Annotated in this window: 21 protein-coding genes; 6 read left to right on the forward strand and 15 right to left on the reverse strand. The window is 46.0% G+C overall.

Annotated elements, in window-relative coordinates; translation table 11 throughout:
- Positions 1-5: 5 nt before the first annotated feature.
- The 6 genes from BLP57_RS00305 to BLP57_RS00330 all read right to left on the reverse strand — a co-directional run bounded on the left by BLP57_RS00305 (position 6) and on the right by BLP57_RS00330 (position 3,626).
- Positions 6-962, reverse strand: coding sequence for a DUF308 domain-containing protein (locus tag BLP57_RS00305; RefSeq protein ID WP_092068365.1), 957 nt, complete (start codon positions 960-962; stop codon positions 6-8).
- Between the two features lie 168 nt (positions 963-1,130).
- On the reverse strand, positions 1,131-1,322 hold the full coding sequence (locus BLP57_RS00310; protein ID WP_015527205.1) for a small, acid-soluble spore protein, alpha/beta type: 192 nt from the start codon (positions 1,320-1,322) through the stop codon (positions 1,131-1,133).
- 97 nt (positions 1,323-1,419) lie between these two features.
- On the reverse strand, positions 1,420-1,602 hold the full coding sequence (locus BLP57_RS00315; RefSeq protein ID WP_015527206.1) for a PspC domain-containing protein: 183 nt from the start codon (positions 1,600-1,602) through the stop codon (positions 1,420-1,422).
- A 13-nt stretch (positions 1,603-1,615) separates the two neighbouring features.
- Entirely contained in the window at positions 1,616-2,533 is a 918-nt protein-coding gene (locus tag BLP57_RS00320; protein WP_092068368.1) for a DUF4097 family beta strand repeat-containing protein, read from the reverse strand.
- Complete coding sequence (locus BLP57_RS00325; protein ID WP_092068371.1) at positions 2,530-3,306, reverse strand: DUF1700 domain-containing protein; 777 nt, start codon at positions 3,304-3,306, stop codon at positions 2,530-2,532. Before BLP57_RS00325 ends, BLP57_RS00320 begins: the two co-directional genes overlap by 4 nt.
- Positions 3,307-3,308: 2 nt before the next feature.
- A complete protein-coding gene (locus BLP57_RS00330) occupies positions 3,309-3,626 on the reverse strand; it encodes a PadR family transcriptional regulator (protein WP_015527209.1) in 318 nt (105 codons plus the stop codon).
- A gap of 256 nt (positions 3,627-3,882) precedes the next feature.
- On the opposite strand from BLP57_RS00330, the gene BLP57_RS00335 reads away from it, so the two are divergent.
- Positions 3,883-5,343 carry an RsmF rRNA methyltransferase first C-terminal domain-containing protein gene (locus BLP57_RS00335; protein ID WP_175442928.1) on the forward strand — a complete coding sequence of 487 codons (1,461 nt, stop codon included), beginning with the start codon at positions 3,883-3,885 and terminating at the stop codon, positions 5,341-5,343.
- Positions 5,344-5,395: 52 nt separating this feature from the next.
- Here the strand turns inward: BLP57_RS00335 and addA are convergent, their stop codons facing one another.
- Both addA and addB read right to left on the reverse strand, forming a co-directional pair.
- On the reverse strand, positions 5,396-9,118 hold the full coding sequence (gene addA / locus BLP57_RS00340) for a helicase-exonuclease AddAB subunit AddA (RefSeq protein ID WP_092068374.1): 3,723 nt from the start codon (positions 9,116-9,118) through the stop codon (positions 5,396-5,398).
- Positions 9,099-12,521, reverse strand: coding sequence for a helicase-exonuclease AddAB subunit AddB (gene addB / locus BLP57_RS00345; RefSeq protein WP_330389274.1), 3,423 nt, complete (start codon positions 12,519-12,521; stop codon positions 9,099-9,101). Before addB ends, addA begins: the two co-directional genes overlap by 20 nt.
- A gap of 167 nt (positions 12,522-12,688) precedes the next feature.
- On the opposite strand from addB, the gene BLP57_RS00350 reads away from it, so the two are divergent.
- Positions 12,689-13,126 (forward strand): hypothetical protein, encoded by a 438-nt coding sequence (locus BLP57_RS00350; protein WP_022426589.1) that lies wholly within the window; start codon positions 12,689-12,691, stop codon positions 13,124-13,126.
- Positions 13,127-13,200: 74 nt separating this feature from the next.
- Here the strand turns inward: BLP57_RS00350 and BLP57_RS00355 are convergent, their stop codons facing one another.
- The 4 genes from BLP57_RS00355 to BLP57_RS00370 all read right to left on the reverse strand — a co-directional run bounded on the left by BLP57_RS00355 (position 13,201) and on the right by BLP57_RS00370 (position 18,131).
- The gene (locus BLP57_RS00355) at positions 13,201-15,150 is read right to left on the reverse strand and encodes an NAD(+) synthase (RefSeq protein WP_092068377.1); all 1,950 of its coding nucleotides are present in this window, start codon (positions 15,148-15,150) and stop codon (positions 13,201-13,203) included.
- A 19-nt stretch (positions 15,151-15,169) separates the two neighbouring features.
- On the reverse strand, positions 15,170-16,051 hold the full coding sequence (gene hslO / locus BLP57_RS00360; RefSeq protein ID WP_022426587.1) for an Hsp33 family molecular chaperone HslO: 882 nt from the start codon (positions 16,049-16,051) through the stop codon (positions 15,170-15,172).
- A gap of 17 nt (positions 16,052-16,068) precedes the next feature.
- The gene (locus BLP57_RS00365; RefSeq protein WP_022426586.1) at positions 16,069-16,842 is read right to left on the reverse strand and encodes a class I SAM-dependent DNA methyltransferase; all 774 of its coding nucleotides are present in this window, start codon (positions 16,840-16,842) and stop codon (positions 16,069-16,071) included.
- Between the two features lie 176 nt (positions 16,843-17,018).
- Positions 17,019-18,131: a hypothetical protein gene (locus BLP57_RS00370; protein ID WP_242872524.1), complete on the reverse strand. Its 1,113-nt coding sequence runs from the start codon at positions 18,129-18,131 to the stop codon at positions 17,019-17,021.
- A gap of 443 nt (positions 18,132-18,574) precedes the next feature.
- On the opposite strand from BLP57_RS00370, the gene BLP57_RS00375 reads away from it, so the two are divergent.
- Complete coding sequence (locus BLP57_RS00375) at positions 18,575-19,138, forward strand: ECF transporter S component (protein ID WP_092068381.1); 564 nt, start codon at positions 18,575-18,577, stop codon at positions 19,136-19,138.
- A 48-nt stretch (positions 19,139-19,186) separates the two neighbouring features.
- Positions 19,187-20,317, forward strand: coding sequence for a pyridoxal-phosphate-dependent aminotransferase family protein (locus BLP57_RS00380; protein ID WP_092068384.1), 1,131 nt, complete (start codon positions 19,187-19,189; stop codon positions 20,315-20,317).
- 90 nt (positions 20,318-20,407) lie between these two features.
- On the opposite strand, the gene BLP57_RS00385 is transcribed toward BLP57_RS00380, so the two are convergent.
- From BLP57_RS00385 to BLP57_RS00395, 3 genes are all read right to left on the reverse strand, one after another.
- A complete protein-coding gene (locus BLP57_RS00385) occupies positions 20,408-21,229 on the reverse strand; it encodes a carbohydrate ABC transporter permease (protein WP_092068387.1) in 822 nt (273 codons plus the stop codon).
- Positions 21,229-22,110, reverse strand: coding sequence for a carbohydrate ABC transporter permease (locus tag BLP57_RS00390; RefSeq protein ID WP_242872525.1), 882 nt, complete (start codon positions 22,108-22,110; stop codon positions 21,229-21,231). The genes BLP57_RS00385 and BLP57_RS00390 overlap by 1 nt, the downstream gene beginning before the upstream one ends.
- An 84-nt stretch (positions 22,111-22,194) precedes the next feature.
- Positions 22,195-23,520: an ABC transporter substrate-binding protein gene (locus BLP57_RS00395; protein ID WP_015527223.1), complete on the reverse strand. Its 1,326-nt coding sequence runs from the start codon at positions 23,518-23,520 to the stop codon at positions 22,195-22,197.
- A gap of 285 nt (positions 23,521-23,805) precedes the next feature.
- Between BLP57_RS00395 and BLP57_RS00400 the strand changes: the two genes are divergently transcribed.
- Both BLP57_RS00400 and BLP57_RS00405 read left to right on the forward strand, forming a co-directional pair.
- Positions 23,806-25,608, forward strand: coding sequence for a sensor histidine kinase (locus BLP57_RS00400; RefSeq protein WP_092068390.1), 1,803 nt, complete (start codon positions 23,806-23,808; stop codon positions 25,606-25,608).
- 4 nt (positions 25,609-25,612) lie between these two features.
- Positions 25,613-26,380: a response regulator transcription factor gene (locus BLP57_RS00405; RefSeq protein ID WP_092068395.1), complete on the forward strand. Its 768-nt coding sequence runs from the start codon at positions 25,613-25,615 to the stop codon at positions 26,378-26,380.
- The last annotated feature ends 10 nt before the right edge of the window (positions 26,381-26,390 follow it).

The following is a 26,390-nucleotide window of genomic DNA, read 5'->3' on the forward strand; positions in this document are numbered from 1 at the left end:
AAGGGTCAGTCCTTCCACTCTTCCAGTTCTTCATCGGGACCGTCCAGAAGATCCTTCAGGCTGCCGGTTTCCGCCTGGTCTTTGCCTACAGCCCAGAGCTTCATCTCCACATTCTCCGGTTCTTTTTCCCATCGGGAATTCTTCTGCTTTTGCTCTTCTTCCGGTTCTGTGGATTCTTCTGTCTCTTTTCTGTCCGCAGAATATCCGTCTGCATCCTGCGCCGGCATAGCCGCTGTAGTCTCTGCTGTAGTCTCTGCTGTAGTTTCTGTTGGATATTCTGTTTCCTTCCCACTCTGCTGCTCACTCGGCGCGTTTTCATCCTGGGTTCTTGTATCATTTGGCACATCCATATCTGCCGTTTCATTTACAGCATCTGAACTGTCTGCACCAGAATCTTCCTTCTCTGTCTCCGCCTTTTTTGCGATCTTTCGAAGCCCCAGCTTCATAATAATATAGAATACGATATCCGCAGCTCCGTCACACACCAGCACCCAGCCGGAAAAAATCAGCAGAGTCATGATCTTCGGAAATCTTCCAAACAGCATCACGATTCCAAGTGCAATGAAAACAAGACTTCCGATCAGAAGCACGCTCCATGCGCCGTTTCCTCCTTTTTTCAGAAGGAAGGCTCCTTTAAACTTCCACAGACTGTCAACCAGTACAAATGCGCTGAGCATCCATGGAAGCAGTTTGATCACGATAGACGGTGTCATAAAAAGAAACACCCCCAGCACAAAAACAACCACACCACTTAGAAGATCCATGATCGTAGCTTTCGCTTTTCCACGTATGTAAATATAGATATGATAAATGCCAACTCCGATGAGGATCAGCCCGAATACTACTTTGCAGATCACGTCCACCGTCTGCGTGGGGATCAGGATCAGGCAAAGTCCCAGCAGTATATAAAATACTGAGGAGATGATCTCACCCTTTAGAATGTTGTTGATTTTTTCACCCATGTTCCTTCATACCTCCTCTGTTATTCCAACAGTATAGCTCTTTTCCACTGGTCAGTCCACCCTGAACCGTCAAAAAAATTTCTTTTTTCCAGAAAAATATTCTTATAATTCAATACAGCCCGAAGGACTTTTCCGGCGTCATTTCGCCTTGTTCCTTCAGGCTGTATTTTACTTTTTATGTTTCTTCTTTTTTGTCATAAGACCACCGATCCGTCCGGTTTCTTTTGCAGAAAGGCTTTTCCACCCGTCTTTGATCACTTTATCCAGAACTCCCATCTCATCGGCAATCTCGTATTTCAGTTTTTCCGCCTGGGAAAGCTTTCCCTCAAGATATGCTTTTACTTCTTTCTCCCTGTTCATCTTCCACACTCCTCATCTTTTTTATGGAGTATGGACAATTTCCGGATAAATTATGCATTCTGAAAAATATGTCCGTCCTTTATGGGTACTGTCATTTTTAATCCGGGATAATGATCGCCGCAATGATATACGCCAGGATTCCGGCTCCGCCCATCAGCGTGATGATCACCCATACCAGCCGGACAAGAGTCGGATCGATATTAAAGTATTCCGCAATTCCGCCGCAGACACCACATAACATACGGTTTACTGATGATTTGTATAGTTTTTTGTTACTCATAATGCTTCCTCCTTTAATCTTCTTCAAATTCAACCTCAACGTTTCCCATTCCGCAATCCAGTTTTATATTTTTCGTGGCACCTTCATTTGTGATCTGTTTATTTCCGGAAGTAATGGATGTTTCCAGAGAATCATCCACCTCCAGATTTCCAAGACCACATTTCAGCTCATAATTATACTCAGTAGCTTTTCCTGTAAGTGTAAGCTCCATATCTCCCATACCACAGCTTCCTTTTAAATTCTCCACCTGAAGTTCACTGATGTCAGCAGTTCCCACTCCGACTGTAAAATCTGCTTCCTTTATATCCAGGCTGCTGGAATTTTCAATGGTTCCGGCCCCCACATTTACTTCCATCTGCTCCGCTTTAAAATCACCATCCAGTTCGATGGTTCCGGCTCCCATCTGAAGCTTTATCTTCTGAAAGCTTAAGTTTTCCGGGCAAAAAATTTCTATGGAACGGTTTCTCACTTTTTGATTGCTTGCAATTCTCAGACTACCGTTGTTATTGCTGATCTGAATGCGATTGTGATCCTTCCCTGAAACTTTCACCTGGACTTTATCCTCATTCCATGTTTTCAAAACCAGTTCTTCGTATCTCAGATCACAGAAAAGGTCTGACACAGCCGAGGCCTCATATATTTTCGTATATGCGGAACTGTCTGCACTGTCTGCCAGAACGCCCTTCTCAGTTACCGCGCTCTCTGCAGCTGCCTGAAAATCGTCCTCCTGCTCATCCATATCTTCCTCGGAATCTTCCACTTCCCAGCTGTCTTCATGATCCAGAACACGAAGCACCTGCGTGATTCCATGATCCAGAACACTCACATCTCCCATAGTCGCTCCCATGGCAGCTCCGCCGGCAGTAAGTCCCAGGCCTGCTACACCGAATACTGCTGCAAGGATCAGAATTACCTTCAGAAAACGTTTCATACTTTTTCCGCCTTTCTTCCATTCAGGAGATTGCTGCAGAATCCCGTAAATTTCCGCAGGATCGCAGGCAATATCTTACCTGTAAACCACACCGTCAGTAACAGTAACAAAAGTCCAAATGCCATCATCAGGCATCCGATACCGATAGTCAGGATCCCGGCCGGCGGAAGAGACACCGTCATGGCAATCCCAACAACAATGCACGCAGCTGCACCGATCACAAGGATGATCGATCCCGCTCCTGCAAAAAATGTCAGCAGAAAAGGCAGCAATGCCAGTGTCACCAAAATCCCCAGTACTCCGCCAAATAATCCTTTTATCAGAGGAGCCGCAAAAACAAGAACGATCAGCGCAAGAATGATTCCTGCCTTATTCTGCTTTTTCTCTGCGTGATAGCCGCGCTGGGCACGTCTTTTCCTGCGGTCTTCGAAATTTTCTGTATTTCCCGTATCACGATGGGCCTCTCCCTGTCCATTTCCGTATACGGTTACTTCTGTATAATGGTCCGGCATTTCCCCGTTCTCTTTCACACGGGTATCCTGATATCCGTTCTCTGTGTATTCCCCGTAATCTTCACTGTTCTCCTGAAGATCTGCCTTAATGATCGCAGCAACCTTCCCCGGATTTCCCAGTTCCCGGATCACTTCTCCTTCATTCTCAGGACCTGCATCATCAAAATATCCTTCATAATATTCCAGTGCTTCCTGTCTCTCTGCCTCTGAAATATCGGAAAGCAGCCGTTCAAGCTGTTCCATAAACTGCTTTCTGTTCATAATCAAACTCCCTCCTCAAACATCCTGGTGATCTTGGATGAATAGATCTCCCATTCACTTCTGTAAAGATTCAGCTGCGCTGCGCCCTTATCTGTCAGCTTATAATATTTCCGGTTTCTGCCTGCATATTCCATATTGTAGGCTTCCAGACATTCATCCTTCTGAAGCCTGCGAAGGACCGGATACAGCGTAGATTCTGAAACCTCCAGAACACTTCGCACATCCTGGGTGATCTTGTACCCGTAGGTACCGTCCTTCTCTCTGGAAATAACAGCCAGAACGATCGCATCCAGGAGGGCTGCTCCTGTATTAAATACCATCTGCTCACCTCTCTATGACCTGTAAAACGGACATTCACATTCCGTCTTACTACATGCTGATGAACGCGATCACTTCACGATCCAACGCTCACATGATAAGTCATGTAATATTGTTCTGTGAATAATACTATATATCGTATAATATAGTTTTGTCAATAGTATTTAGAAAAATCCCTCTATACTTTATAATATTTTTCGGAAACCACTCTTTTCACACAATATCCGAAAGAGTCAAGTTTATATTATGGAGGAAATTATGACAGATTCAGATAAAATACAGACATTACCGCTTCCTTTTCTGGAGCGTATGAAAGAAATGCTGGGAGATGATTATGATGCTTTCCTGAAAAGCTACAAAAATCCCCGCACCTACGGTCTACGTGTAAACACCGCCAAGCTCTCCTGCCAGGATTTTCAGGCGCTTTCCCCTTTCCCTATCCGGCCGATCCCGTGGATCAATACCGGATACTTCTACGAGGAGGAAAGCCGCCCTGCACGATGTCCTTACTACCAGGCGGGTCTTTATTATCTCCAGGAACCAAGTGCCATGACACCAGCTTCCAGGCTTCCCATCGAACCTGGAGATTTTGTCCTGGATCTCTGCGCAGCTCCCGGAGGAAAAGCCACTGCCCTGGGTGCAGCCTTAAATGACACCGGATTTCTCCTTGCCAACGATATCAGTACTTCCAGAGCCAGAGCCCTTCTTAGGAATCTGGAGCTTTTTGGCATGAAAAATATGCTCGTCACCGACGAAAAGCCCGCCAAACTTGCCCAGCGTTTTCCTGCTTTCTTCAATAAGATCCTTCTGGACGCTCCATGCTCCGGGGAAGGCATGTTCCGAAAAGAGGAAGCCCTTGCCCGCGACTGGACACCGGAAAAATCCGCTGAGCTTTCTGATATCCAGAAAGACCTGGTCTTAAAATCTGCCGATATGCTCCGTCCGGGCGGAATGCTGCTTTATTCCACCTGCACTTTTTCCCCATGTGAAGACGAAGAAGTGGTAGCCTATCTTCTCAGACAACGCTCGGATATGGAACTTATGGAAATGCCAGGATATGAAGGCTTCTCCAGCGGCCGCCCGGAATATGCCGGCACAGCAGACACTTCCGATTCCGAAATCGCGTTAAGCTTAAATGCATTTAATCCGGAAGAACTTCAAAAATGCGTCCGAATCTTTCCACACAAAATGGATGGCGAAGGTCATTTTCTCGCCCTGTTCCGCAAAAAAGGTGACTCTCTTCCACCTGTTTTCCGCTTTTCCGCAAAAGGACCGGACAAAAATACCCGGAAATGGCTGGAGGAATTTTTCTCTGAGATCGGCCTGAAAACCATTGGCGGTCAGGAATTTGACTGGAACCGTGTGGAAGTCCGCAAAGATAAAGTATACTATCAGCTGCCCTTCCCTCTGGATCTCCGCGGAATCTCCTTTCTTCGAAACGGCCTCTACCTGGGTAATCTGAAGAAAAACCGTTTTGAGCCGTCTCAGCCTCTGGCGCTGGCGCTTCACAAAGGAGATGTGGAAGCAGTTATCTCCCTGCCGGTTTCCGACGAGCGGCTTACCCGTTATCTGAAAGGCGAAACTCTTATGATCGAGCCGGAAGAGGCCGCTCACAAAAAAGGCTGGCACCTTCTCTGTGTGGACGGTTATCCTCTCGGCTTCGGAAAGCTTGTAAACGGGATCCTGAAAAACAAATATCCTGCTGGCTGGAGAGTGTAATCTCTCCGCCGCAGGATATCAGCCCACATTAACATATCATTTCATTTTCAGATCAGAGACTGAACGCTTCTCCAAGAGTAAACGAATAAATATACCGTTCCTTCACCTTCCGGCCTGTCATCCGTTCCAGCGCCTGGGCGTAATCCTCCAGCTGTACATGATAACGGTCGATCAGCTTCTGTTCTTCTCCACGTCTCACAAAGTCCGTTTTATAATCCACCAGAACGATTTCTTCATCCTCTATAAAATACGCATCAATAATTCCCTGTACCAGAACATTTTCCTCACACTGCCACTGCGGATCGAGCTCCGAAGCTTTTCTTGCGATCACAAAAGGCTGCTCCCGGAACAGAAGTCTCTTCTCTGAAGCTGCTTTCATCCGCTGTCCGAGAGGTGTTTCCACAAAATTCCAGATATCCTTTACCCGAACCGACTCAGCCTCTTTTCTTTCCATCTTCCTGGCGTCAACCCATTCTCTCAGCTGTCTGCGGATCTCATCCCTGCTTGCTGTCTTCTGATAGTCCAGGCATTCCATTACACGATGATAAGCCGTTCCACGAAGTGCCCCTGTATACCCTTCCTCTTTCTTCTCCTCGATAAATCGGGGAACCAGCGGCTGGATCTCTTCTTCCGTCTCATAATCCACCGTTTCTTCCAGATCCTGCTCACTGTGGTAGCTTCGCTTTTTCAGTTCTGATACACTCACCTTCACAGGAAGATCTTCCAGATAGTGATAGGGATATACAAAGGAAAAACGTCTCTGGATCTCCTCCCGGATCTCACTGTCAAAAACTCTGCCCGGATTCCAGTTCTCCAGTGTTTCCTTCTTCATTTCCCGCTCTGCCTGTTCCATAACCTCGCTTTCTGTCAGTTCCCGTGCTGTGACCCGTGTAACTTTGAATTCTGCCGGATCTTTGTACAGAGGATTTGCGGTATTCATAAAGATGCCATATTCATGAAATAATGGTGCCATGCAGCGATGTCTTGCCAGTGCCGGAAGCACATAATCCCAGTAAGTCTTCCCGCCAAGCCTCCTGCCCAGAGAAAGCAATGGTTCCTCACTGTCCCTTAATGCGGACAATTCTCCCAATTCCGGATGCAGAGCTCCAATGGTTCCACTGAGGATCAGTTTTTCCTTTGCACGCGTAAGCGCTACATAAAGTACTCTCAGCTCTTCACCGAGACTTTCCATCAGAAGCGCTCTCCGTATGATCTGCTTACACAGGGATGGAGCAATGATCCTCTTCTCCGGCAGGATCGCATCCGCACCGATCCCCAGCTCCGGATGGATCAGGATACTTGTGTTCATATCCCGGAAATTAAAGCGTTTTCCCATTCCTGCTGCAAACACTACCGGAAACTCCAGTCCCTTGCTCTTATGGATCGTCATGATCTGTACTGCACTTTCCCCGGTTCCGGAAAGATTTACCTCCCCGTAATCCACCTGATACTGCTGAAGCTTCTGGATATATCTTACAAAATTAAAAAGGCCTCGATAGCTTGTCTTCTCATATTCCATTGCCTTTTCCACAAGCATGTTCAGGTTTGCATTCCTCTGTTCACCATTTGGCATTGCCTTTGCATGGTCTCCATATCCGGTACGTGCAAGTACCTCCAGGATCAGTTGATGGACCGGCGTGTAAGCCGCCTTATCACGAAGTGTATTCATGGTGTCCATAAAACAGGACAGCTTCTCTCCGAGGATTTTTTTGTTTTCCTCAAAGCTCCCATGCTTTCTGTAGTCCTCCACAAACCTGCACACACATTCATAGATCATTCCTTCCGGATATGCGATCCGAAGCTCAGCCAGCTCTTCTGTGGTACATCCAACGATCGGTGAACGCAGTACGCCGGTCATGGGAATATCCTGCAGCGGATTATCCAGGATCCGGAGATAATTCAGCAGTGTCACAACCTCTGTTGCAGAAAAATATCCGGTTCTGGAGGCCGTATATACCGGTATCCCTCTTGCACTCAAAACCTCCCCGAAGGTTTCAGCCCAGCCTGAAGCAGATCGGAGCAGGATCACGATATCTCCATATTGAAGAGGTCGATACTCTCCCGTTTCCTTATCCAGCACCCGTTCATGCCCTACCATAGATTGGATCCTTCCTGCAATGGCAAGGGCCTCCAGCTCTCTCTCATTCTCCGTTACTTCTTCATCCTCCTCTTCCAGCAGCGGACTGTATTTATCCACAAGAAGGATCTCGGTTTTTACAAATTCCGGATCCTGGCCCTCCGGAAAAGAAGCTCCGGGATACAGAGCTGCCGACTCGTCGTAAGCAATTCCTCCCAGATCTTCCCCCATGATCTGCCTGAAAATAAAGTTGACACTTTCAAGGACTTCCGGTCTGCTTCGGAAATTTTTGTGCAGGTCGATCCGCTGTTCCGGACTGTCTTCCAGTGAATAGCTCTTATATTTTTCCATGAACAGTTCCGGACGGGCCAGACGAAAACGGTAGATGCTCTGCTTTACATCTCCTACCATAAAGATATTTTTGCGTTCATTGACCCAGCCGGAAACTGTCTGCATCAGGATCTCCTGAACCAGATTACTGTCCTGATACTCATCCAGCAGGACCTCATCATATTTTTCAGAAAGCTCTCTTGCCGCCTGGCTGGGCACATAGGTTTCTCCTTCCTTTTTCAGAAGGATGTCCAGGGCAAAATGTTCCATATCTGAAAAATCCAGAACATTTTTTTCACGCTTCTTTGCCTGGAAACGTTCTGTAAAATCCTTTGTCAGCTTTACCAGCATCTCCAGCGGTGGTGCAGATGCTTCTGTCAGTTCCGTCAGCTCAGCCAGATTTCCGTAAAAATATCGGATTCCCAGTTCCTTCAGATTATCTTTTGCATCTTCGCGAAGAGCTTTTACCAGATTTTTCAGCTGCTCCGATACTCCCTCCATTTTTTTTGAGGAAAGTCTTGCAAACTTCAGATTCCGGAGATTCTGCGCTATCTCATCATAATCCCTTTTAACGGACAGTTGTTTTAACTGCCGGATCAGTATCATATCCTTTTCCAGAGCCTCCAGATAAAGCTCCGGTCCATCCTGGAGCTGACAGGTCTTCATTGCGGTTTCTGTAAGCTCTTCCGCTTCTTTCAGTGCGCAGTCTGCAGCCTCCCACAGATATCGGAACCATCGCGTTCCCTCAAGACCTTTTTCCGGATCCAGATGATAATTCTCCACACAGCTGTCCAGCCATTTTTCGGGCCATGGATTACTCATCGCAGCATTATAAAGCTCCAGCACATGTTCCTTCAGTCCTTCATCCGTTTTTCCTGGCGCATAGCTTTCCACAAATGCAGTAAAATCTGCCTTTCTTTCTGCATAATGATCCTCAAAAAGCTCCTTCAGCACATCTTCCTGCAAAAGCTTCAGTTCACCCTCATCTGCAGTCCGGTAACCCGGATCCAGTCCGATCAGATGAAAATAATTTCGGATCACATAGGCGCAAAAGCCGTCAATGGTAGTGATCTGTGCCGTATGGATCAACGTCATCTGTCTCTGCAGATGCTCATTATCCGGATCTTCAGCCAGTGCCTGATCCAGTCCACGTTCGATACGTTCCCGCATCTCTCCCGCTGCCGCCCTTGTAAATGTCATGATCAGAAGACGGTCAATGTCCACCGGTTTCAAAGGATCCATGATCTTACTTAAGATCCTCTGCACCAGCACTGCAGTTTTACCGGAACCGGCTGCTGCGCTGACCAGAATATTCCGGTCCCGGAGCGTGATGACCTTTTTCTGCTCTTCAGTCCATTTCACTGCCATTCTCTTCCTCTCCCTTCATGATCTTTTTCCACAGTGCATCTTCTTCTATGGACGACAGCCTGTGAAACTCATATCCCGGTATCTTCCTGTCGAAGCCGCACACAGTAAGATACGGACAATATGTGCAGGCATTCTTTTTTCCAAGTTCATAGGGTTCCACTGCCGCATTTCCATCCAGGATCGATTCCCTGATGTCACAGATCTTTCTCCGCACATACGCTCCCAGAGCATCAAACTGCTTCCTTGAGGCAACAGAAGATCTTTTGCTGAAGCTTCCGTCCCGGTTCAGGGATACCGGTATGGAGGCCATAGTGCTGTCGATTTTGGTACTCATATCATCATCTGCCTGTACAAGCCCGTTCATTTTCATTTTCTTCAGCATCTGCTCATTGATGCTTTCCATATCCGCATGGATCTTCTCCTGTATCATAGGATCCTTCACATTATAATAAAACACACCGGCCGGAACGATCTCGCGATCCGGATACTTCCGTTTTTCCACCTGTAATGCTCCATCCAGATAGACCATCAGCTGAAGCTGAAGGCCATGATACAACGCCAGCAGATCAAACGAAGTATTTCCGGTTTTATAATCGATCACCTTCACATAGACCCGGTTGTTCTCTGGCTCTTCCATGATATCCACACGGTCGATCCTTCCGCCCTGAAACCTCACCTCAAATCCTTCCGGCCGGAATGCTCCATGCTTCAGCTGTTCCTGCAAAGCCCACACGGTACGCCGCAAAATACGTCTGGTCCGTTCGATCATATATTCATTTCTCGCACTGCTTTTAAGGATCGTATTTCCGTAATCTGCGGAAACCTGATCCAGACAGCTGTCTATGATACGGTTTCGCTCTTCCTCCGTAAGCTCTGCCCAGTCCAGTCCCTCTTTTCGGACTTCCGCCGCAAATTTTTCCAGTGCCATATGCATGACATTTCCCATATCCATAGCCCGGAACTCATACTCTGCACGTTCTGTAATCTTCAGTCCATACTGCAGAAAATGTGCAAATGCACAGGCCGCAAAACGCTCCAGCCGGGTAGCACTGTACGGGGAAATTTCTCCATAGAGGATCTTTGCCACTGTTTTTCCGATCTTATCTGACGGTCGTTCTGAAAAAGATGCCTCTGTAAGCTTTTTTACAAGGATCCTGTATTCCGGGCTCTGAAGATACCAGCTGTACAGTTCCTGGAAGACCGCATTATCCTGGTAAGCTTCTCCTGCAAGCCCTCTCAGGAAATAATCCAGGCTGATTCCCGGAAGCTCCAGTAATTCCATAGGTTCCTGCATATCTCCGCACTGCCGGATCTCCATTTCCGGAAACATCTCCCGGATATTACTGACAAGAAAGGCCGGACTCAGGGCTTTTCCCTGGCTGTCGGACTGACAGAAGGACAGACAGAGCAGTTCTCTTGGCTTGGTCATGTTCAGATACAGATAAAATCGCTGCATGTTCATCAGTTCCTTTGGCCCCGGTGCAAGCTGGATCCCCTGATCTTTAAAAAATTCTCTGTCAATCTCCGTAAGCATTCCTCCACCGGATGTATTCTTCGGAATATTCCCTTCATTTACTCCCACAAAAAACAGTGCACGGATATCCTTCAGCCTGGTTCTCTCCATATCTCCCACAAGTACCTGGTCCATACTTGGCGGGATCAGAGCCACCTTGGCCTGGTTCAGTCCTGTTTCCAGAAGCTGACGGAAATCCTGGCGGTTCACGGTTTCCTCTCCAAGGATCTCCACCATATTATCCAGAAGTTCCATAACAATTCCGTAGATCTGGGCATATTCCTTTTCCATGGCCTTGTCGCCCTGTTCCTTGAATTTCAGTTCCTGATGCTTCAGTTTCTGCTGCACCTGGCTCCGCACTGCAAACTCGTAGAGAAAAGTACAGTATTCCCGCACCGTCTTTTTCCCACCTTTAAAGCTTAGCGCAAGCTCTCTGGTCTCATCTGCGAACCGCTGCCGGATCTCATTAAGCCTCTGAATGCTTTCCGGCGGCATTCCCCGGTAAATACGCACCCACACTTCATCCCATTTCTTAAATCCACGGATACCAAGAGCCAGCACATAATTCTCCAGAAGGTCTGCTTCCTCCCTGGTCACACAGGACATTCCGCACCGGAGATACCGGAATACACTCTCATAGGAAAAATCCTGCACTGCCATCTCAAGTGCTGCCCGGAAATATTCTACAAACGGATTCATCAGGACCGTATGCTTCTCATCAATGAAATACGGGATCCCTGCTGCTGTAAATACCTGCTTTGCAAGATTTCCATACTCCTCCAGGTTACCTGTGATCACGGCGATCTCACCGTAACGGCAGCCCTTTTCCCTTACAAGTCTGGCGATCCGGCGTGCAGCTTCTTCCATCTCCTTCTGCGGGTTCACTGCCGAAAACATGCAGATCTCATCCTGCGCTTTTTTATATATATTTTTTCGGTAACGGAAGATATTTTTTTCAAGGAAATGAAGGGCAGGTGCCTGGGAAAAGCGGGATTTTCCCACATCCTTCAAAAGAACCGGTGTCTCGATCTCCCTGGTCAGCTCCGAAAGCCCGTGGATCATCTGACGGCTCATATAAAAAAGCTGATAAGGTTTTCCTCTCATGCTCAGATTCTCATCCGCATCCATGGTCACCGTTACCATCACCTTCTCACAGACAGCAAGAAGTTCTCCCACAACACGCATCTGAATAGGCGTAAAACCGGTGTAACCATCCAGAAGGAGTACACTGTTTTTCATTTTTTCAGAAAACGGAAGAGCTTTTTCCAGCGCATCCATTACTTCTTCTCCTGTCATATAATGATCCTTCAGATATCCGGTAAATGCCTGGTAAAGAACAGCTACGTCCTTCAGCTTCATCTGAAGTAACGCTCTGTCACCGGAATCCTCGATCATCTCCTGGATCTCACTGTCCCGGATATCGTACTGCATAAACTCCGACAGGATAGACTTCACTTCATCCAGGTATCCCGCTTTACGCATCTGACCTCCCAGATAGGAAAGCTCCTTTCCATGCTGCTGTACCATCTTCTGCAGCACCATACTCTTACCGGTTTCTTCCAGAAGGATGCGGCTGTCTCCTCCAACTTCCTCCAGAACACGGTATGCAAGACGCTCAAAGCTCAGGATATCAATATTCAGGATTCCCCTGCCCGGACTCATCTCCACCAGTGTCTTCTGGGTCTGCATGGTAAACTGCTCCGGCACGATCACATAAAAAAGCTTCTCAGGATGCAGCCCTGCCTGTTCTATGATATTCTGATAAGCATAACAGGATTTTCCGCTTCCGGAACTTCCTATGATAAACTGTAATGACATCTTCATCCTCCCGATCACTTGCAGATTTTCAGTCATTCCGGCGCCATCCTGCGCCTGAAGTATTCCTATCATACCACAAATTCTACTCCTATAGAACGGTCGTTCTCTATATTCTGAAATATCTGCCTGCTCTTTTCCTTATTTTTCCAGGCACAGTATCGAATGACCTGCGCACAGCTGTGGCATAAATCCTCCATCCCGATAATAAACTATATAAAAAGCTTTGGGAGGCGTGCGCCATGAGTTCCAAAACCAGGATCATCGTCCTACATATGAAAGAGATCATTTACACAGCTGTCTTTCTGGCTCTCGCTGTTGTTCTGGCTGTCGTTCTTTTCTTCATGTTCGGTCCCGGAAAAAATGCCAGTCATACAGCCAGCGAAAAATCCCGCTACAAGCCGGGCGTCTATACCTCTTCCATCACCCTGAACGAGAATACCTTCGATGTGGAAGTTACTGTAAATGCTGACAGGATCAAGGCCATCCGTCTGGTGAATTTAAATGAAGCCACAAAAGCTTCCTATCCTCTTATGGAACCGGTTCTGGATTCTTTGGCAAGTCAGATCTATTCCAGTCAGTCCCTGGAAGACATTCAGTATGCAGGAGACCGGAAATATACCTCCCAGGTACTCCTTTCAGCTATCACGGATGCAGTAAAAAAAGCGGAGAACACTTAAGCTCTCCGCTTTTTTCTCATATCAGATATATTTGATCCTGTAACAGCATTCACATTCCTCTTTGTGATCTACATTCAGATTTCAATCTTCTCCAGCACATCCTGCCAGATCCTTGCACTTGCATCACTTGGCATTCTGAGATCTCCTCTTGGAGAAAGTGCCACACTACCTACCTTCGGGCCATCCGGCAGACAGGAACGCTTGAACTGCTGGGCAAAAAATCTCCGATAGAAGGTTTTCAGCCATTTCAGGATCGTCTCTTTATCATAAATCCCCTCAAAGGTCAGGCAGGCAAGCCTGTAGATCTTATCCGGTGTAAATCCTGCACGCAGCATGTAATACAGATAAAAATCATGAAGCTCATAAGGTCCTACCAGATCCTCCGTCTTCTGGGCGATCTTGCCATCCTTAGGAGGAAGAAGCTCCGGGCTTACCGGAGTATCCAGGATATCCAGAAGAACCTCCTTCAGTTCCTCATCTCCGCAGGTATCCGCATAATAACGTACCAGATGACGTACCAGTGTCTTCGGGACAGAAGCATTTACACCATACATGGACATGTGATCGCCATTATAGGTTGCCCAGCCAAGAGCCAGCTCGGAAAGATCTCCGGTTCCCACAAGAACGCCGCCTTCCTTGTTTGCCGTATCCATCAGGATCTGCGTACGCTCACGTGCCTGGCTGTTCTCATACGTCACATCGTGGATCTCCGGATCATGTCCGATATCCCGGAAATGGATATTTACCGCCTCTTTAATATTTACCTCGGTAAGCCTTGCACCAAGGCAGCGGCTTAACTTGCAGGCATTCTGATAGGTTCTGTCTGTGGTTCCAAAGCATGGCATGGTCACACAGTGGATCTGTTCTCTCGGCATTCCCATCCGGTCAAAGGCACGTGCCATTACAAGAAGCGCCAGGGTAGAATCCAGTCCTCCGGAAAGTCCTACCACCGCACTCCTGCTGTGGATATGCTCCATACGTTTCTTAAGTCCCATAGCCTGGATGTTCAGGATCTCCTCGCAGCGCTCATCACGCTCTTCCTTCACAGACGGAACGAAGGGATACTGTGGATATTTTCTGGTAAGTCTTGTTTCCTCCTCTGCTACGGAAAAATCAACTCTTGTATGACTGCAGGTAGAAACTGCCGGATACGTGGACATTCTTCTTCTCTCATCAGCCAGTCTCTGCACATCGATCTCACTGTAAATGATGCCGTTCTCAAAGCGCCTGCTTTCCGCAAGCATGGAACCATTCTCTGCGATCATATTCTGTCCGCCAAACACGAGATCCTGGGTAGACTCCCCTTCCCCTGCACTGGCATAAATATATCCGCAGATCAGTCGTGCTGACTGCCCGCTTATCAGAGTTCTCCGGTAGGAATCCTTACCTACCATCTCATCACTGGCAGAAAGATTAACGATGATATGCGCACCGTTGACGGCATGACGGATACTTGGCGGCGCAGGGACCCAGAGATCCTCGCAAAGCTCTGCTGCAACGGTGAATTCCGGAAATTCCTTACATTCAAAGATCAACTCTGTTCCAAAAGGAATTTCATCCCAGAACTCATCCTCCTCATTTTTCTCGCACTTCAGGAAGTCCACAAATTCCACATCTTCTTCCTCTGCACCTGCAAACTGTCTCTGCTCATAAAACTCATTATAATTCGGAATATGAGTCTTCGGCACAAATCCCACGATACGGCCATGATTCAGAGCTGCTGCCACATTATAGAGCTTGCCTCTGTGACGCAGCGGGAGTCCCACAAAGATCAGGGCGTCCGTCTCCCTTGTCTCCTCTGCAATATGCAGAAGCTCATCCCACGCACTGTCCAGAAGACATCTCTGGAGAAAAAGATCGTGACAGGTATATCCTGTGATACAAAATTCCGGAAATACCATCAGCTTGACATGTTCCTTTTCCATTTCATGAATGGCCTTCAGGATTTCCTCTCCGTTTGCCTTGCAGTCTGCAACGGTAACTCTCGGCGTTGCCGCTGCCACCTTGATAAAACCATGCTTCATTTTTTCTTCCTCCCGAGTTTTATCGCTTGCACTCTCTTATGATCCTCTTAAGATCTTCCACGGTAAAATTATAATTCTTATTGCAGAAATGGCAGTTCATCTCAATGTCCTTGCCTTCCTGGATCATCTCGTTAAGTTCTTTTCTTCCGATGCTAATCAGCGCTTTTTCCACACGCTCTCTGCAGCAGTTGCAATGGAACTGTGTGGGCAGTGTATCATTGACCTCTATGTCAAAGCCTTCCAGTACTTTTTCAAGAAGACTTTCCGGTGTGTGTCCCTGCTCCAGAAGATTGGTAACAGAATCGATCTTTGATACGTTTTCCTCAAGCTTTGCGATCACCTCTTCCTCTGCAAAAGGCATCAGCTGTACAATAAAGCCTCCCGCCTGACGGACTGTATTATCCTTATTCATCAGCACACCCAGTCCTACCGCAGACGGAACCTGCTCGCTGGTTGCAAAATAATAAGTGAGATCTTCTGCGATCTCGCTGGTCTGAAGAGCAACCTGTCCCACATATGGCTCTTTCAGTCCCATATCCTTGATCACATCCATAAAGCCTACGCCGACAGCTCCCGCAACATCCAGCTTGCCTTTGCTGTTTGCCGGGATACATACATCCGGATTCCCCACATAGCCCTTTACATTTCCGTGAGAATCCGCAGTTACTGTGATTCCCTGCAGTGGTCCGCCTGCATGGATCCGAAGTGTAAGGAGATCCTTTTCCCCTTTCATCATAGCTCCCATCATGGCACCGCCGGTAAGGAGACGTCCCAGTGCCGCTGTTGCCACCGGACTGGTGTTATGATTCTTTCTCGCTGTCTCCACCATATCGGTTGTAACAGCCGCAAATGCACGGATCTGGCTGTTTGCCGCTGTTGCTCTTACAATATAATCACTCATATAAAAAATTTCCTCCTTTATTTCTCGTCTGACGGAATTTCCTTTCCATGTTCTCTGGCCACAAAAGTCAGTCTTCCGCTGTCCGGCTTCGGTGCATCCTTGGTGTATGCGTCATAAACCGCCAGCGGGATCAGGCCTGCCTTTTCAAGAAGTTCCCTTACTTTCTCCGGATCATAGGCCTTCTGGTAATGAATTTCCTCGTCTCTCTCATAAAGACCATCTTCTCTCGGAAGAAACAGAGTCAGATCATACACATTGATCCCGGTCTCCTCATCAAATTCATTTTCCCAGATAAAGCTTCCCTCTTCCCGATTCTCTGCAATAGTCGTATTTCCAAGCATTTCCCGGTATTTATACGGGGTGTTCATATCAAATATGAAAATTCCATCCGGATCAAGATAATTGTTCACCAGTTTAAATACAGTAAGCAGATCATCCTCCTCTGTGATGTAATTCATACAGTCACAGACGCTGACGACAGCACGTACCGTTCCATAAAGTTCAAACTCCCGCATATCCTGTTCCAGATAAAGGATCTCATGACCGGATTCTGCACGTTTTTCCATGGCTTCGCCAAGCATTTCCTCAGAGTTATCCACACCGATCATATCATAACCGGACTCAGCCAGAAGCTCTGTCATCACTCCGGTCCCACAGCCAAGTTCCAGCACGATCCCGTCTTCAATTCCGTATTCTTTAAGACTTCCTATAAGATATTCCGCCCATTTTTCATATTCCACATTGTCCATGAAAATGTCATAAACTCTGGCGAAATCACTGTATGCTTCCATAAAAACCTCCAAATATTTTCCGGGCGTTCCATCGCCCGCAGCGTTCACATTATACCATGTCTTCCTGTATAAGTATACGCCTCTGACATAATATGACACAAAAAATCCGGGACCGCAGCCACAAAAGCTGTGATCCCGGATTTCTTATCTAACCGAATCTCCTGCTACTCCAGGCTTTACTGTACAGGCATATAGTATACGTCTGCAGCCTCACCGTGCCAGTAGAAGCTTGTTCCATCCTCTTCATATACATCACAGTCATACTGAGAAGAGAAGGTGAAACGGTTTCCTTCGTTATCCATCCATGCACCGTTTCCGTCCGGAACGATAACACGTGGTTTACCATCGGAGTTTCTGTAAATAGTTCTTGTCTCATCTGTGTTGCCAAGCTGCTCATCTGTAAATCCGCCATTTACGATAGCACCGGAGGAGCTGCTGTCAGTGGATGCAGTTCCATTGGAAGAACCATCAGATGTACTACTTCCGTCTGTAGATGTTCCGTCAGATGCTGTGCTTCCGTCGGCAGCTGTAGTTCCATCTGCTGCTCCGTCAGAAGAAGCTGCTGCATTACCATCTGCAGATGCACTTCCGTCAGAGGAAGCTGCTGCATTACCTTTACCGGCAGTCTTGGCTGCGGAACCATTTGCCGCACTCTTCAGAGTGGAATCACCAAGGATTGCAAAGCTGTCGACAGACTCCTGAACCTTTTTCAGAGCATCCTCTTTTTTAACAGATGCCACAAGGCTGTAATACTCACTGTCATTTACAAAGTATTTATTGATAGCATATACATAACCGTCACTCTTGGTCGTATCCTTATATTTCACAGTATAGGAATAAATGTTGATTCCGTCTTTCTGATCTGCCTTGTAATCCTGGATCTCAAAATCGGTTCCATTTACCATGTTCTCTGCCTGTGTCATGGAAACTGCCATATCCTGGGAGTTCGGGATCACTGCAGATTCCAGATCTGCACCGGAGCCGTGAAGGATCAGGATCCTGCCCTGGTCCGGAGACTCGAAGCTTACCATATCTGTCTCATCGGACTTGTTGGCCCAGGTTGCATCCGGAAGCTTGATCGCTACGGATTTATCCTTGGATGTATAGGTTGTATTCTGTGCGTCTGCTGCAACAGTCGGTGTAACCTTCGCTTTTTTCGCCGGTGTCGGAGTAGGAGTAGACTCCACAACCACGCTGTCCTCTTTTCCTCCTCCGAAACTACATGCCGTCATGACACCAGAAAGAGCAACAGTCATAGCTAAAAGTGCAATAAATTTTTTATTCTTCATAGTATCCTCCTCATAATCATCATCAGTCACAAAGTGTGTCCGGAACATTCACTCCTGAACACACTCTTTGCTATAGTTTACGATTTTATTACAGCTTTGTCAATTGATTTCTCCCTGTACTTTATGAATATCCTGTAAGCAGATATCCTGCTCCGTACAGGATTTTTCTAACATTATAATTTTCCCAGATATACCTATCTTATTCTCTTCTTATGCTGATCCTGTATTTCCCGTTTTACGCCTTCATTACGAAAGTTCTGATTTATTCCCCACCAAGTAAGCCTCCTGTTTTAATGACAAATATCCCCCTGAATCTGTCCCCTCTTTTTTTTCTATAATTGTGTCTTTATTCATGTACATTCATGTTGTAAAGTATACCCAACCAAAAATATATGAAAAGAGGACATCCATACATCGATGTTTTCAGGAAAGGATCTATCACTATGGAAAAAGCAGTTCAGACATCTCAGAGAACTGACCAGGAGCTTTCGTCTGTTCAGTTTCTCACCATTACAGCCGCATTTGTTGCACTGACTTACATCTTCACCGCATTTATTAATGTTAAGCTTCCGATCGCAGCCAACGGCGGACTGATCCACCTTGGAAATGTGCCGTTATTCATCGGTGCCATTTTATTTGGAAAGAAAACCGGATCCATTGCCGGTGGGATCGGAATGGGGCTCTTTGACCTTCTCTCCGGCTGGACCCTATGGGCACCATTTACTCTGATCATTGTAGGGATCATGGGCTTCACAGTAGGTAAGCTCACAGAGGATTCCCGGCACCAGAACATGAAATGGTATGTGATCGCCATTGCCGCAGCCTGCGTGATCAAGGTTGCAGGATACTACCTTGCAGAGGTTATCATCTATGGAAATCCACTGGCACCGGTATCTTCCATCCCGGGAAACCTGGTCCAGATCGGTGTTGCAGCTGTCATCGTTCTCGTAGTGATCACCCCCTTAAACCTTGCAGCAAGAAAAACCGGATTAAAAAAACAGCTGTAACAGCTGCCGTAATTTGCGGAAATAATATAAAGATCAAGAGGTGAGCTTATGTATAAGATCATGACACCGGGACCTACACAGGTCGCAGAGAATGTCCGTCTGGCAAGAAGCATGGAATGCACAAATCCGGATCTGGACGAAGATTTTGTCGAATTTTATAAAGAAACCTGCGAGAAGATCAGCTCGCTTCTCCATACCTCCAACGAAACTCTCATCTTAAGCGGTGAGGGTATCCTTGGACTGGAGGCTGCCATTGCTTCCATGACTGAGCCCGGAGATAAGGTTCTTGTTCTGGACAATGGTATCTACGGAAAAGGCTTTGCCGATTTTGTTTCCATGTACGGAGGCAGACCGGAGCTTTATACCAGAGATTATCAGAACACTCTCGATGTAAAGGAACTGGAAGCCTTCCTTGCGGATAACCATGACTACAAATATGCAACCGTAGTACACGGCGATACTCCAAGTGGCATGCTCAACGATGTAGCTGCCATCTGCCCGCTTCTTAAAAAATACGGGATCCTTACCGTTGTAGATTCTGTTTCCGCTTCCTTCGGCGAGCCTCTGAACATTGATGCATGCCAGATCGATATCATGTGCGGCGGATCACAGAAGGTGGTATCTGCACCTCCAGGACTTACCTTTGTTGTAGTCAGCAGCGATGCAAAGAAGGCAATGACTGAAAGAAAGGCACCCATCGCTTCTTTCTACGCAAATCTCACAACCTTTGCACATTATTATGAAGAAAAATGGTTTCCATATACCATGCCGATCAGCGATATCTATGGCCTGCGGGCTGCTATTGACAACATTGCCGATGATCCCGGGATCCTTACACGCCACGCCAAAATCGCCGCAGCCTCCCGAAAGGCCATTACAGGAGCAGGCCTGAACCTTTACCTGCACAGCGGATATTCCAGTACAGTTACTGTTTTTGAAGTACCGGAGGGCACAACAGCCGAAGCGATCCTTGAGGGAGTAAAAAAAGACTACAACATTATGCTAGCAGGTTCCTTCGATGTCCTGGCTGGCAAAGTGATCCGCATCGGACATATGGGAAACAACGCTACATTCTATAATGTAAGAGAAGTTTTCGCAGCCCTAGACGGGACTTTACGCAGGCTTGGCGTTCCGCTTAAGGCTTCCATGGAGGATATCTTCTGCAAAAACATGCAGTAATTTCTGAGATTTCAATAGTAAAAAGCACTGTAAGATGAATCCAACTTTTCATCTCGCAGTGCTTTTTTATAATTCTTATAATATTTTTCTTTATTCTTTTACCGCACCGGATGTCATACCACCTACGATGTATTTCTGGCCGATCATGTAAACAATAATAACCGGGATACAGGTAAGTACGATATCAGCAAAAATATAGTTCCAGTAACTCTTGTTCTTTCCGAAGAACTGATATACAGCCATTGTCATCGGGAAGAGACGGCTCTTGCTTGACAGATACAAAGGTGTGAGGAAATCACTCCATACTGTCATGAACTGAAGGATAAAACATGTTACCATAGTTGGTTTCAGAAGCGGCATGATGATCTTGAAGAACAGGCTTAACGGGCCTGCGCCGTCGATAACAGCAGCCTCGTCCAGCTCAACCGGGACAGAGATTACGAAGTTACGGATGGTAAATACACAGAACGGAATCATTGCACTGGTAAATACCATGATAATGCCAACTCTTGTATCGTTCAGGTGCAGTGTACTGAGTACACGTACCAATGTTACATAGTTGACCGGGAAGAACAGTCCGCAAAGTACAAAGTAATACAGGAATACATTCAATTTTGTTCTCTTACGGCACATAACAAATGCAGCCATGGAGCAAAGTACAACGCCAAGTGTTGTAGCGATCAGCGCATATGCAAAACTGTTCAGGAATCCCTGGATCAGGCTTCCTTTTTCAATAACCTCAGAGTAGTTGGAAAATACCCACTCTGTAGGAAGTGCCAGACTCATTCTGGCTGCCTCTGCTTTTGTCTTAAAAGAGTTGATCAATACCATATAAAATGGAAGCACGACACATAAGCAAAGCAGGATACATACAACATGTTTTAATAAATTCTGAATTCTTTTTTTTGCCATTACTGCTGTACCTCCTGTTTACTTAATGTCTTAACAATAAATACACCTATGATCGCTGTAATTACAAGAAGAACAGTATTCAATGCAGAAGACATTCCATACTGGCCTCTGGAATAGAGCTGGAATGCATAAGTTGTAAGAACCTCTGTTGCATGTCCAGGACCGCCGTTTGTAAGTACATAAACAATATCGAATACTTTCAGACCATATGTAATACCAAATACAAGGTTGATCATGATAGCACCTCTCAGCATCGGAAGTGTTACATACCGAAGTCTCTGCCAGAAGTTTGCACCATCGATCTGCGCAGCCTCATAATAAGATTTCGGAATCGTATTCAGACCTGCAAGAAAGATAGTCATAACATAACCAATACCTCGCCATGCATCTACACCATAGATGGATTTCCATACAATAGCCAGATCAGACAGCCATTTCTGTTTGAAAATTCCAAGATGGAATGCATCAAGAAGTGTGTTTAAAAGTCCGTTATTATAATTCAGGATGGATTTAAATACAAGACCAATGATTACAAAAGGCAGAATAGACGGCAGGTAGAGCAATGTTCTGTAAAGCCCTTTGCCTTTAAGTCCCTCCTGAAGCATAATCGCGATCAGAAGAGCCGGGATCAGCTTAACGATGTTGGAAATGATAGTAAACTTCAATGTATTGCCAATACCGCTCAGATAAGACTTATCTGATGTAAAAATCTCAGCAAAATTCTGCAGTCCCACAAAATGAGTACCATTAAGAACACTTCTGGAGTTCCAGTCTGTAAAGGAGTAACCAACACCCATTACACTGGGAAGCAGGAAAAAAATGATATATAATGCCAACGGCAGTATCAGAAACCACTGTGGATAGATTCTCTTCTTATTCACAGAAAGCACCTCCTGTTTTAAGTTAAAACAGAGCCGGCAAATACCGGCTCTGCCTTCGGGTCAACTAGTTTTAAGTTCTGTTATTTATTTCCAGTTCTCGTCGCCTACAGTTTTTGCTGCCTCAGCACGGTTGGTATCCATGTTCTTAAGAACATCGTTTGCTTCCATCTCGCCCTGGCAGAATGCAACCATATCCTGACCAAACTGTGTCCAGTAATCGTTTGTATATTTTGTACCTGTCTGAAGTGTTACAACAGCCTTCTTGTCATCCGGAACTGTTTTAAGGAACTCCTGCTCCTCCGGCAGCCAGTGCTGCTCAAGCTTGTCATCGTTAACGTCAAGGTTTGTGTATGCCGGAGAGTTGTCAAGAATTTCCTGAAGGCTCTCTGTTGTTGTAACGAAGTTGAAAAACTCTTTTACAAGATCCTCATGCTCTGTTCCCTTGTAACCAAACATTGTCGGGCCGGAGTTGCTGCTTGGATACCAGGTATTGTCGCCAAGTGGCTCAAGGAACATTCCAAACTCATCAGATGTGCCTGTGTCTTCCTGGATCTGTTTGATGAAACTGGAATTTGCAAGTGCCATTGCACAGTTTCTGTCACCAAATTCGTTGGACATGTTTGTACTGTCTGTTCCGATCCAGTCTTCTCCGAAGTATCCTGCATCAGAGAGTTCTTTGAACTCATTCAGAACTTCAAGCATCTTCTCGTTATCTGCAAATGTTGCTTTGTTTTCATTTAATTCGTCATATAGACCAGGTGTTGCTTCTTCATAAACGCCGCCGATCTGGAAAAATGCCAGCTGATGCTGCCATCCATCTGCACCAGGCATGAACCAAGGTGTGATTCCTGCATCCTGGATCTTACCGCAGAGTTCTTTCAGCTCATCATATGTTGTCGGTACTTCCCAGCCGTTCTCTTCGAACAGTGTCTTGTTGTAAACCATTACATACTCCGGAGATGCGTTCCAGATCTGAAGTCCGTACAGTTTGTCATTGTATACGCAGGACTCTTTTCTTGTCTCCGGCATAACATTCTCCCAGGAAGCTCCTGTAAAGTCGATGCAGTATTTCTCAGGATCAACGATGGTAGATTCAATTGCAAACGGGTTGGACTGGATCCAGAAGATATCTGCACAGGAATCTGTAGCAAGTTTGGACTGAAGAAGATCTGAATACTGATCAGCCGGAATCGTCTGAAGGTCTACGGTAACATCGTAGGTATCCTCAAAACGTTTAATTGTCTCATCGTAACGATTGTCCATCCATCCTGCTGAAACCAGGATGCTGAGCTCCTCGCCTGCGAAATCGCTCTTCTCATCCGCTGCAGATACGTTCACTGCAAGTCCTGTCGTCATGGAAGCGATCATTGCTGCTGCACAGGCTACTGCCAGAAATCTCTTTCTTTTCATTAATGTTTCCTCCTTTTTTTGAACTGATTTTTCGTTCTCTCTTGATGATATTAGTTTATCATCTGATCATTTTAAAAGCCATGGATATTCCTGCCCTGTATTTGTACTTTTTTCACAGTTCATTATACTTTTTTCATATTTTCCGTAACTATACACAAGTTTCTATTGACATTTTCAAGCACTATTTCAGAATTACATTTTTACGGTTTGTACTTTTTTTACAAATGTGCTATACTTTTAGCCAATGTTTTGCACGACCATTTCACACACAGGGGGCTTACCAATATGAAAACACGCAGTCTGCAGTCCAAACTTTTTATCGCCTATCTTGGCATGGCCTGCCTGATCCTTTTTTCTTTTGCCATATTCTTTTATGTTTTTGCATCCGGGCAGCTGAAGAAAAGCCAGATCAGTGCCATGAGCACCTTAAATTCCACATTTCAGTCCCAGGTAGACTCTGCAATCCAGAATCTTGACACTGTATCTGTAAACATCAATTACAGCAACATGTCGAAATCCGTTCTCGACCAGAAATTTGACCTTAATATTTCCGATGAAATGCTTTCTGCCATGTCCGATCTTTTTATCTCCTTAAGCGGCACCGAATTGAAAGCTGATCAGGTAAATCTTTATGATTTCTCCGGATATGTGCTCCAGGCCGGCCTTTCCACCATGGTCAAAAAAAGCGACGACTCTCATAATGAATGGATCCAGAAAGCCCGTGAAGCCAACGGAAAAAAAGTCCTGACAGCTCCTTACAGCACTTACGTCTATTCCAAATCTGCCCGCTATCCCCAGTGGTTCATCTCCCTGTACCGCTCCTTCACCAACCAGTACGGCCGTGGTGTCGGCGTGATTGAAACCGCTAAACAATGTAAATCCATCTTTAAGAGCATCATTTCCTATGAGAAAAAAAATCACGGAAACGCTGCCAGTGTCTATGTTTTCAATGATTCCGGCGATCTTATCTATCCTTATGATATCACAGCCGACGATGCCAATGATATTTCAAAATATTACAAACTTACTGATTCTGACCAGGATACCCTTACCGTACAGAGTCCCGTCACAGATCAGAAAGAATACGTCTCCAGACTGAATTCCGCATATACAGGCTACACTTATCTGACTATCCAGCCGGAATCTGTGATCCTTGCCCCTGTATACAAAATGCTGAAGATCCTTCTGGCTGTTGTTGCTGCTTTTCTTGCCGCAGCAGTAATCGTTTCCTACAGGCTTTCCCGTTCTGTAGTAAAACCGGTGAAACACCTGAAGCACATTATCCAACGTATGGAACTGGACACTCTCGGCCAGGAAAAAGTCACTTCCTATCCGGTTTCCGTCAATGAACTGGAAGAACTGTATCAGGCATTCCAGCTGATGAGCGATAACCTAAAAGATTCCATGACTCAGCTTAACGAAGCCAAGGAGCAGGAAATGAAAGCACGCAGCATGGCTTTGCAGAGTCAGATTAATCCTCATTTTTATTACAACTCTCTTTCCAGCATTATGGTGCTTGCAGAAAACGGAGATACGGATACCGTGGAAAAAATGTGCCGCAATCTTTCCAGGATCATGCGTTATATTACCAATACTGCTGAAACAACTGTAACACTCCGCGAAGAGCTTGATTATGTCCAGAAATATCTCTACTGCATGAAGGTCCGCTACCAGTCCAGTCTGAATTATTCCATTGATGTGGATGAATCTCTTCTGGATCAGCCGGTTCCGAAGCTGATCATCCAGCCTATTGTGGAAAACGCTATCAAATATGGTTCTGACTGCGAACCGCCATGGACTATCACAATCAGCAGTACAATAAACCAAAACAGCTGGCAGATCGATGTTACAGACACCGGACCGGGATTCACTGAAAAAGCCAAGAAAAAAATAAATTCAGATATCATGAATGCCATTCGAAATCCCGGCATGCCTGCTTTGAAGATCAACGGTCTTGGCACTGTCAATGTATTTCTCCGCTGGAAACTCTTCTGCAAAGATGACATCATTTTCAGGTATGGAAATACAGCGGACGGCCACGGAATTGTTTCTATTGGACGGTATTTTCAGACAGATGCGGAGGAATAATACTATGAACTATACTGTTATTGTGGCAGAAGATGAAGAACTTCTTCTGAATAATCTGGTACATAAGATTGAAAAAGCAGATCCTGATTTTCAGGTGATCGGCACAGCACAGACAGGTGCACAGGCCCTCTCGCTGGTGGAACAGATGAGCCCGGATGTGGTATTTACGGATATCAAGATGCCCGTCATGGACGGAATCACCCTGCTCACCAGGATCCGTGATCAGTTTCCCTTTACGAAATTTGTGATCACCAGCGGATTTTCTGATTTTGAATACGCAAAAAAAGCCATCACGCTGAAGGTTTCTGATTACCTTCTGAAGCCTGTAGATCCGGACGAACTCCAAAATGTTCTCCTTAAGATCAAACAGGAACTTCAGATCAAACGTGATGACTACGAAACCGTATTCGCCCCAGGTGCTTCCTGCATGTCACCGGGACAGATTGCAGAGCTTCTCAAGAACTTCATGGTACAGAATTATGCAGAGGATATCAACCTGAACCTGATTGCAGGAACCATGAACTACAGTCCCAGCTACCTGACCAAAATCTTCTGTCAGGTCTATGACTGCACCCCTACCAAATATCTGATCAATCTCCGGATGAGCCATGCACAGAAGCTGCTGATCCATGAGCCTTCCCTTTCTGTAAAACAGATCGGTGAAATGTGCGGCTATCACGACCAGGGATATTTCAGCAGGATCTTTAAGAAACATACAGGGAAAAGCCCTCTGGAATATAAAGATGAGGGAGAGCGCCAGCAGATCAGTTAATAAATTTTCC

This window comes from Blautia sp. SF-50 (assembly GCF_900101315.1).
In the GTDB taxonomy this organism is placed as follows: Bacteria; Bacillota; Clostridia; order Lachnospirales; family Lachnospiraceae; genus Blautia_A; species Blautia_A fusiformis.

Excerpts from the sequence above, each read along its gene's own strand:
- BLP57_RS00320 (WP_092068368.1), bottom strand. The coding sequence starts at position 2,533 with ATGAAACGTTTTCTGAAGGTAATTCTGATCCTTGCAGCAGTATTCGGT.
- BLP57_RS00330 (WP_015527209.1), bottom strand. The coding sequence starts at position 3,626 with ATGGTATTTAATACAGGAGCAGCCCTCCTGGATGCGATCGTTCTGGCT.
- BLP57_RS00305 (WP_092068365.1), bottom strand. The coding sequence starts at position 962 with ATGGGTGAAAAAATCAACAACATTCTAAAGGGTGAGATCATCTCCTCA.
- BLP57_RS00380 (WP_092068384.1), top strand. The coding sequence starts at position 19,187 with ATGTATAAGATCATGACACCGGGACCTACACAGGTCGCAGAGAATGTC.
- BLP57_RS00370 (WP_242872524.1), bottom strand. The coding sequence starts at position 18,131 with ATGAAGAATAAAAAATTTATTGCACTTTTAGCTATGACTGTTGCTCTT.
- BLP57_RS00405 (WP_092068395.1), top strand. The coding sequence starts at position 25,613 with ATGAACTATACTGTTATTGTGGCAGAAGATGAAGAACTTCTTCTGAAT.
- addB (WP_330389274.1), bottom strand. The coding sequence starts at position 12,521 with ATGATAGGAATACTTCAGGCGCAGGATGGCGCCGGAATGACTGAAAAT.
- BLP57_RS00335 (WP_175442928.1), top strand. The coding sequence starts at position 3,883 with ATGACAGATTCAGATAAAATACAGACATTACCGCTTCCTTTTCTGGAG.
- BLP57_RS00395 (WP_015527223.1), bottom strand. The coding sequence starts at position 23,520 with ATGAAAAGAAAGAGATTTCTGGCAGTAGCCTGTGCAGCAGCAATGATC.
- BLP57_RS00350 (WP_022426589.1), top strand. The coding sequence starts at position 12,689 with ATGAGTTCCAAAACCAGGATCATCGTCCTACATATGAAAGAGATCATT.
- BLP57_RS00365 (WP_022426586.1), bottom strand. The coding sequence starts at position 16,842 with ATGGAAGCATACAGTGATTTCGCCAGAGTTTATGACATTTTCATGGAC.
- BLP57_RS00400 (WP_092068390.1), top strand. The coding sequence starts at position 23,806 with ATGAAAACACGCAGTCTGCAGTCCAAACTTTTTATCGCCTATCTTGGC.
- BLP57_RS00310 (WP_015527205.1), bottom strand. The coding sequence starts at position 1,322 with ATGAACAGGGAGAAAGAAGTAAAAGCATATCTTGAGGGAAAGCTTTCC.
- BLP57_RS00315 (WP_015527206.1), bottom strand. The coding sequence starts at position 1,602 with ATGAGTAACAAAAAACTATACAAATCATCAGTAAACCGTATGTTATGT.
- BLP57_RS00375 (WP_092068381.1), top strand. The coding sequence starts at position 18,575 with ATGGAAAAAGCAGTTCAGACATCTCAGAGAACTGACCAGGAGCTTTCG.
- BLP57_RS00385 (WP_092068387.1), bottom strand. The coding sequence starts at position 21,229 with ATGGCAAAAAAAAGAATTCAGAATTTATTAAAACATGTTGTATGTATC.
- addA (WP_092068374.1), bottom strand. The coding sequence starts at position 9,118 with ATGGCAGTGAAATGGACTGAAGAGCAGAAAAAGGTCATCACGCTCCGG.
- hslO (WP_022426587.1), bottom strand. The coding sequence starts at position 16,051 with ATGAGTGATTATATTGTAAGAGCAACAGCGGCAAACAGCCAGATCCGT.
- BLP57_RS00325 (WP_092068371.1), bottom strand. The coding sequence starts at position 3,306 with ATGAACAGAAAGCAGTTTATGGAACAGCTTGAACGGCTGCTTTCCGAT.
- BLP57_RS00355 (WP_092068377.1), bottom strand. The coding sequence starts at position 15,150 with ATGAAGCATGGTTTTATCAAGGTGGCAGCGGCAACGCCGAGAGTTACC.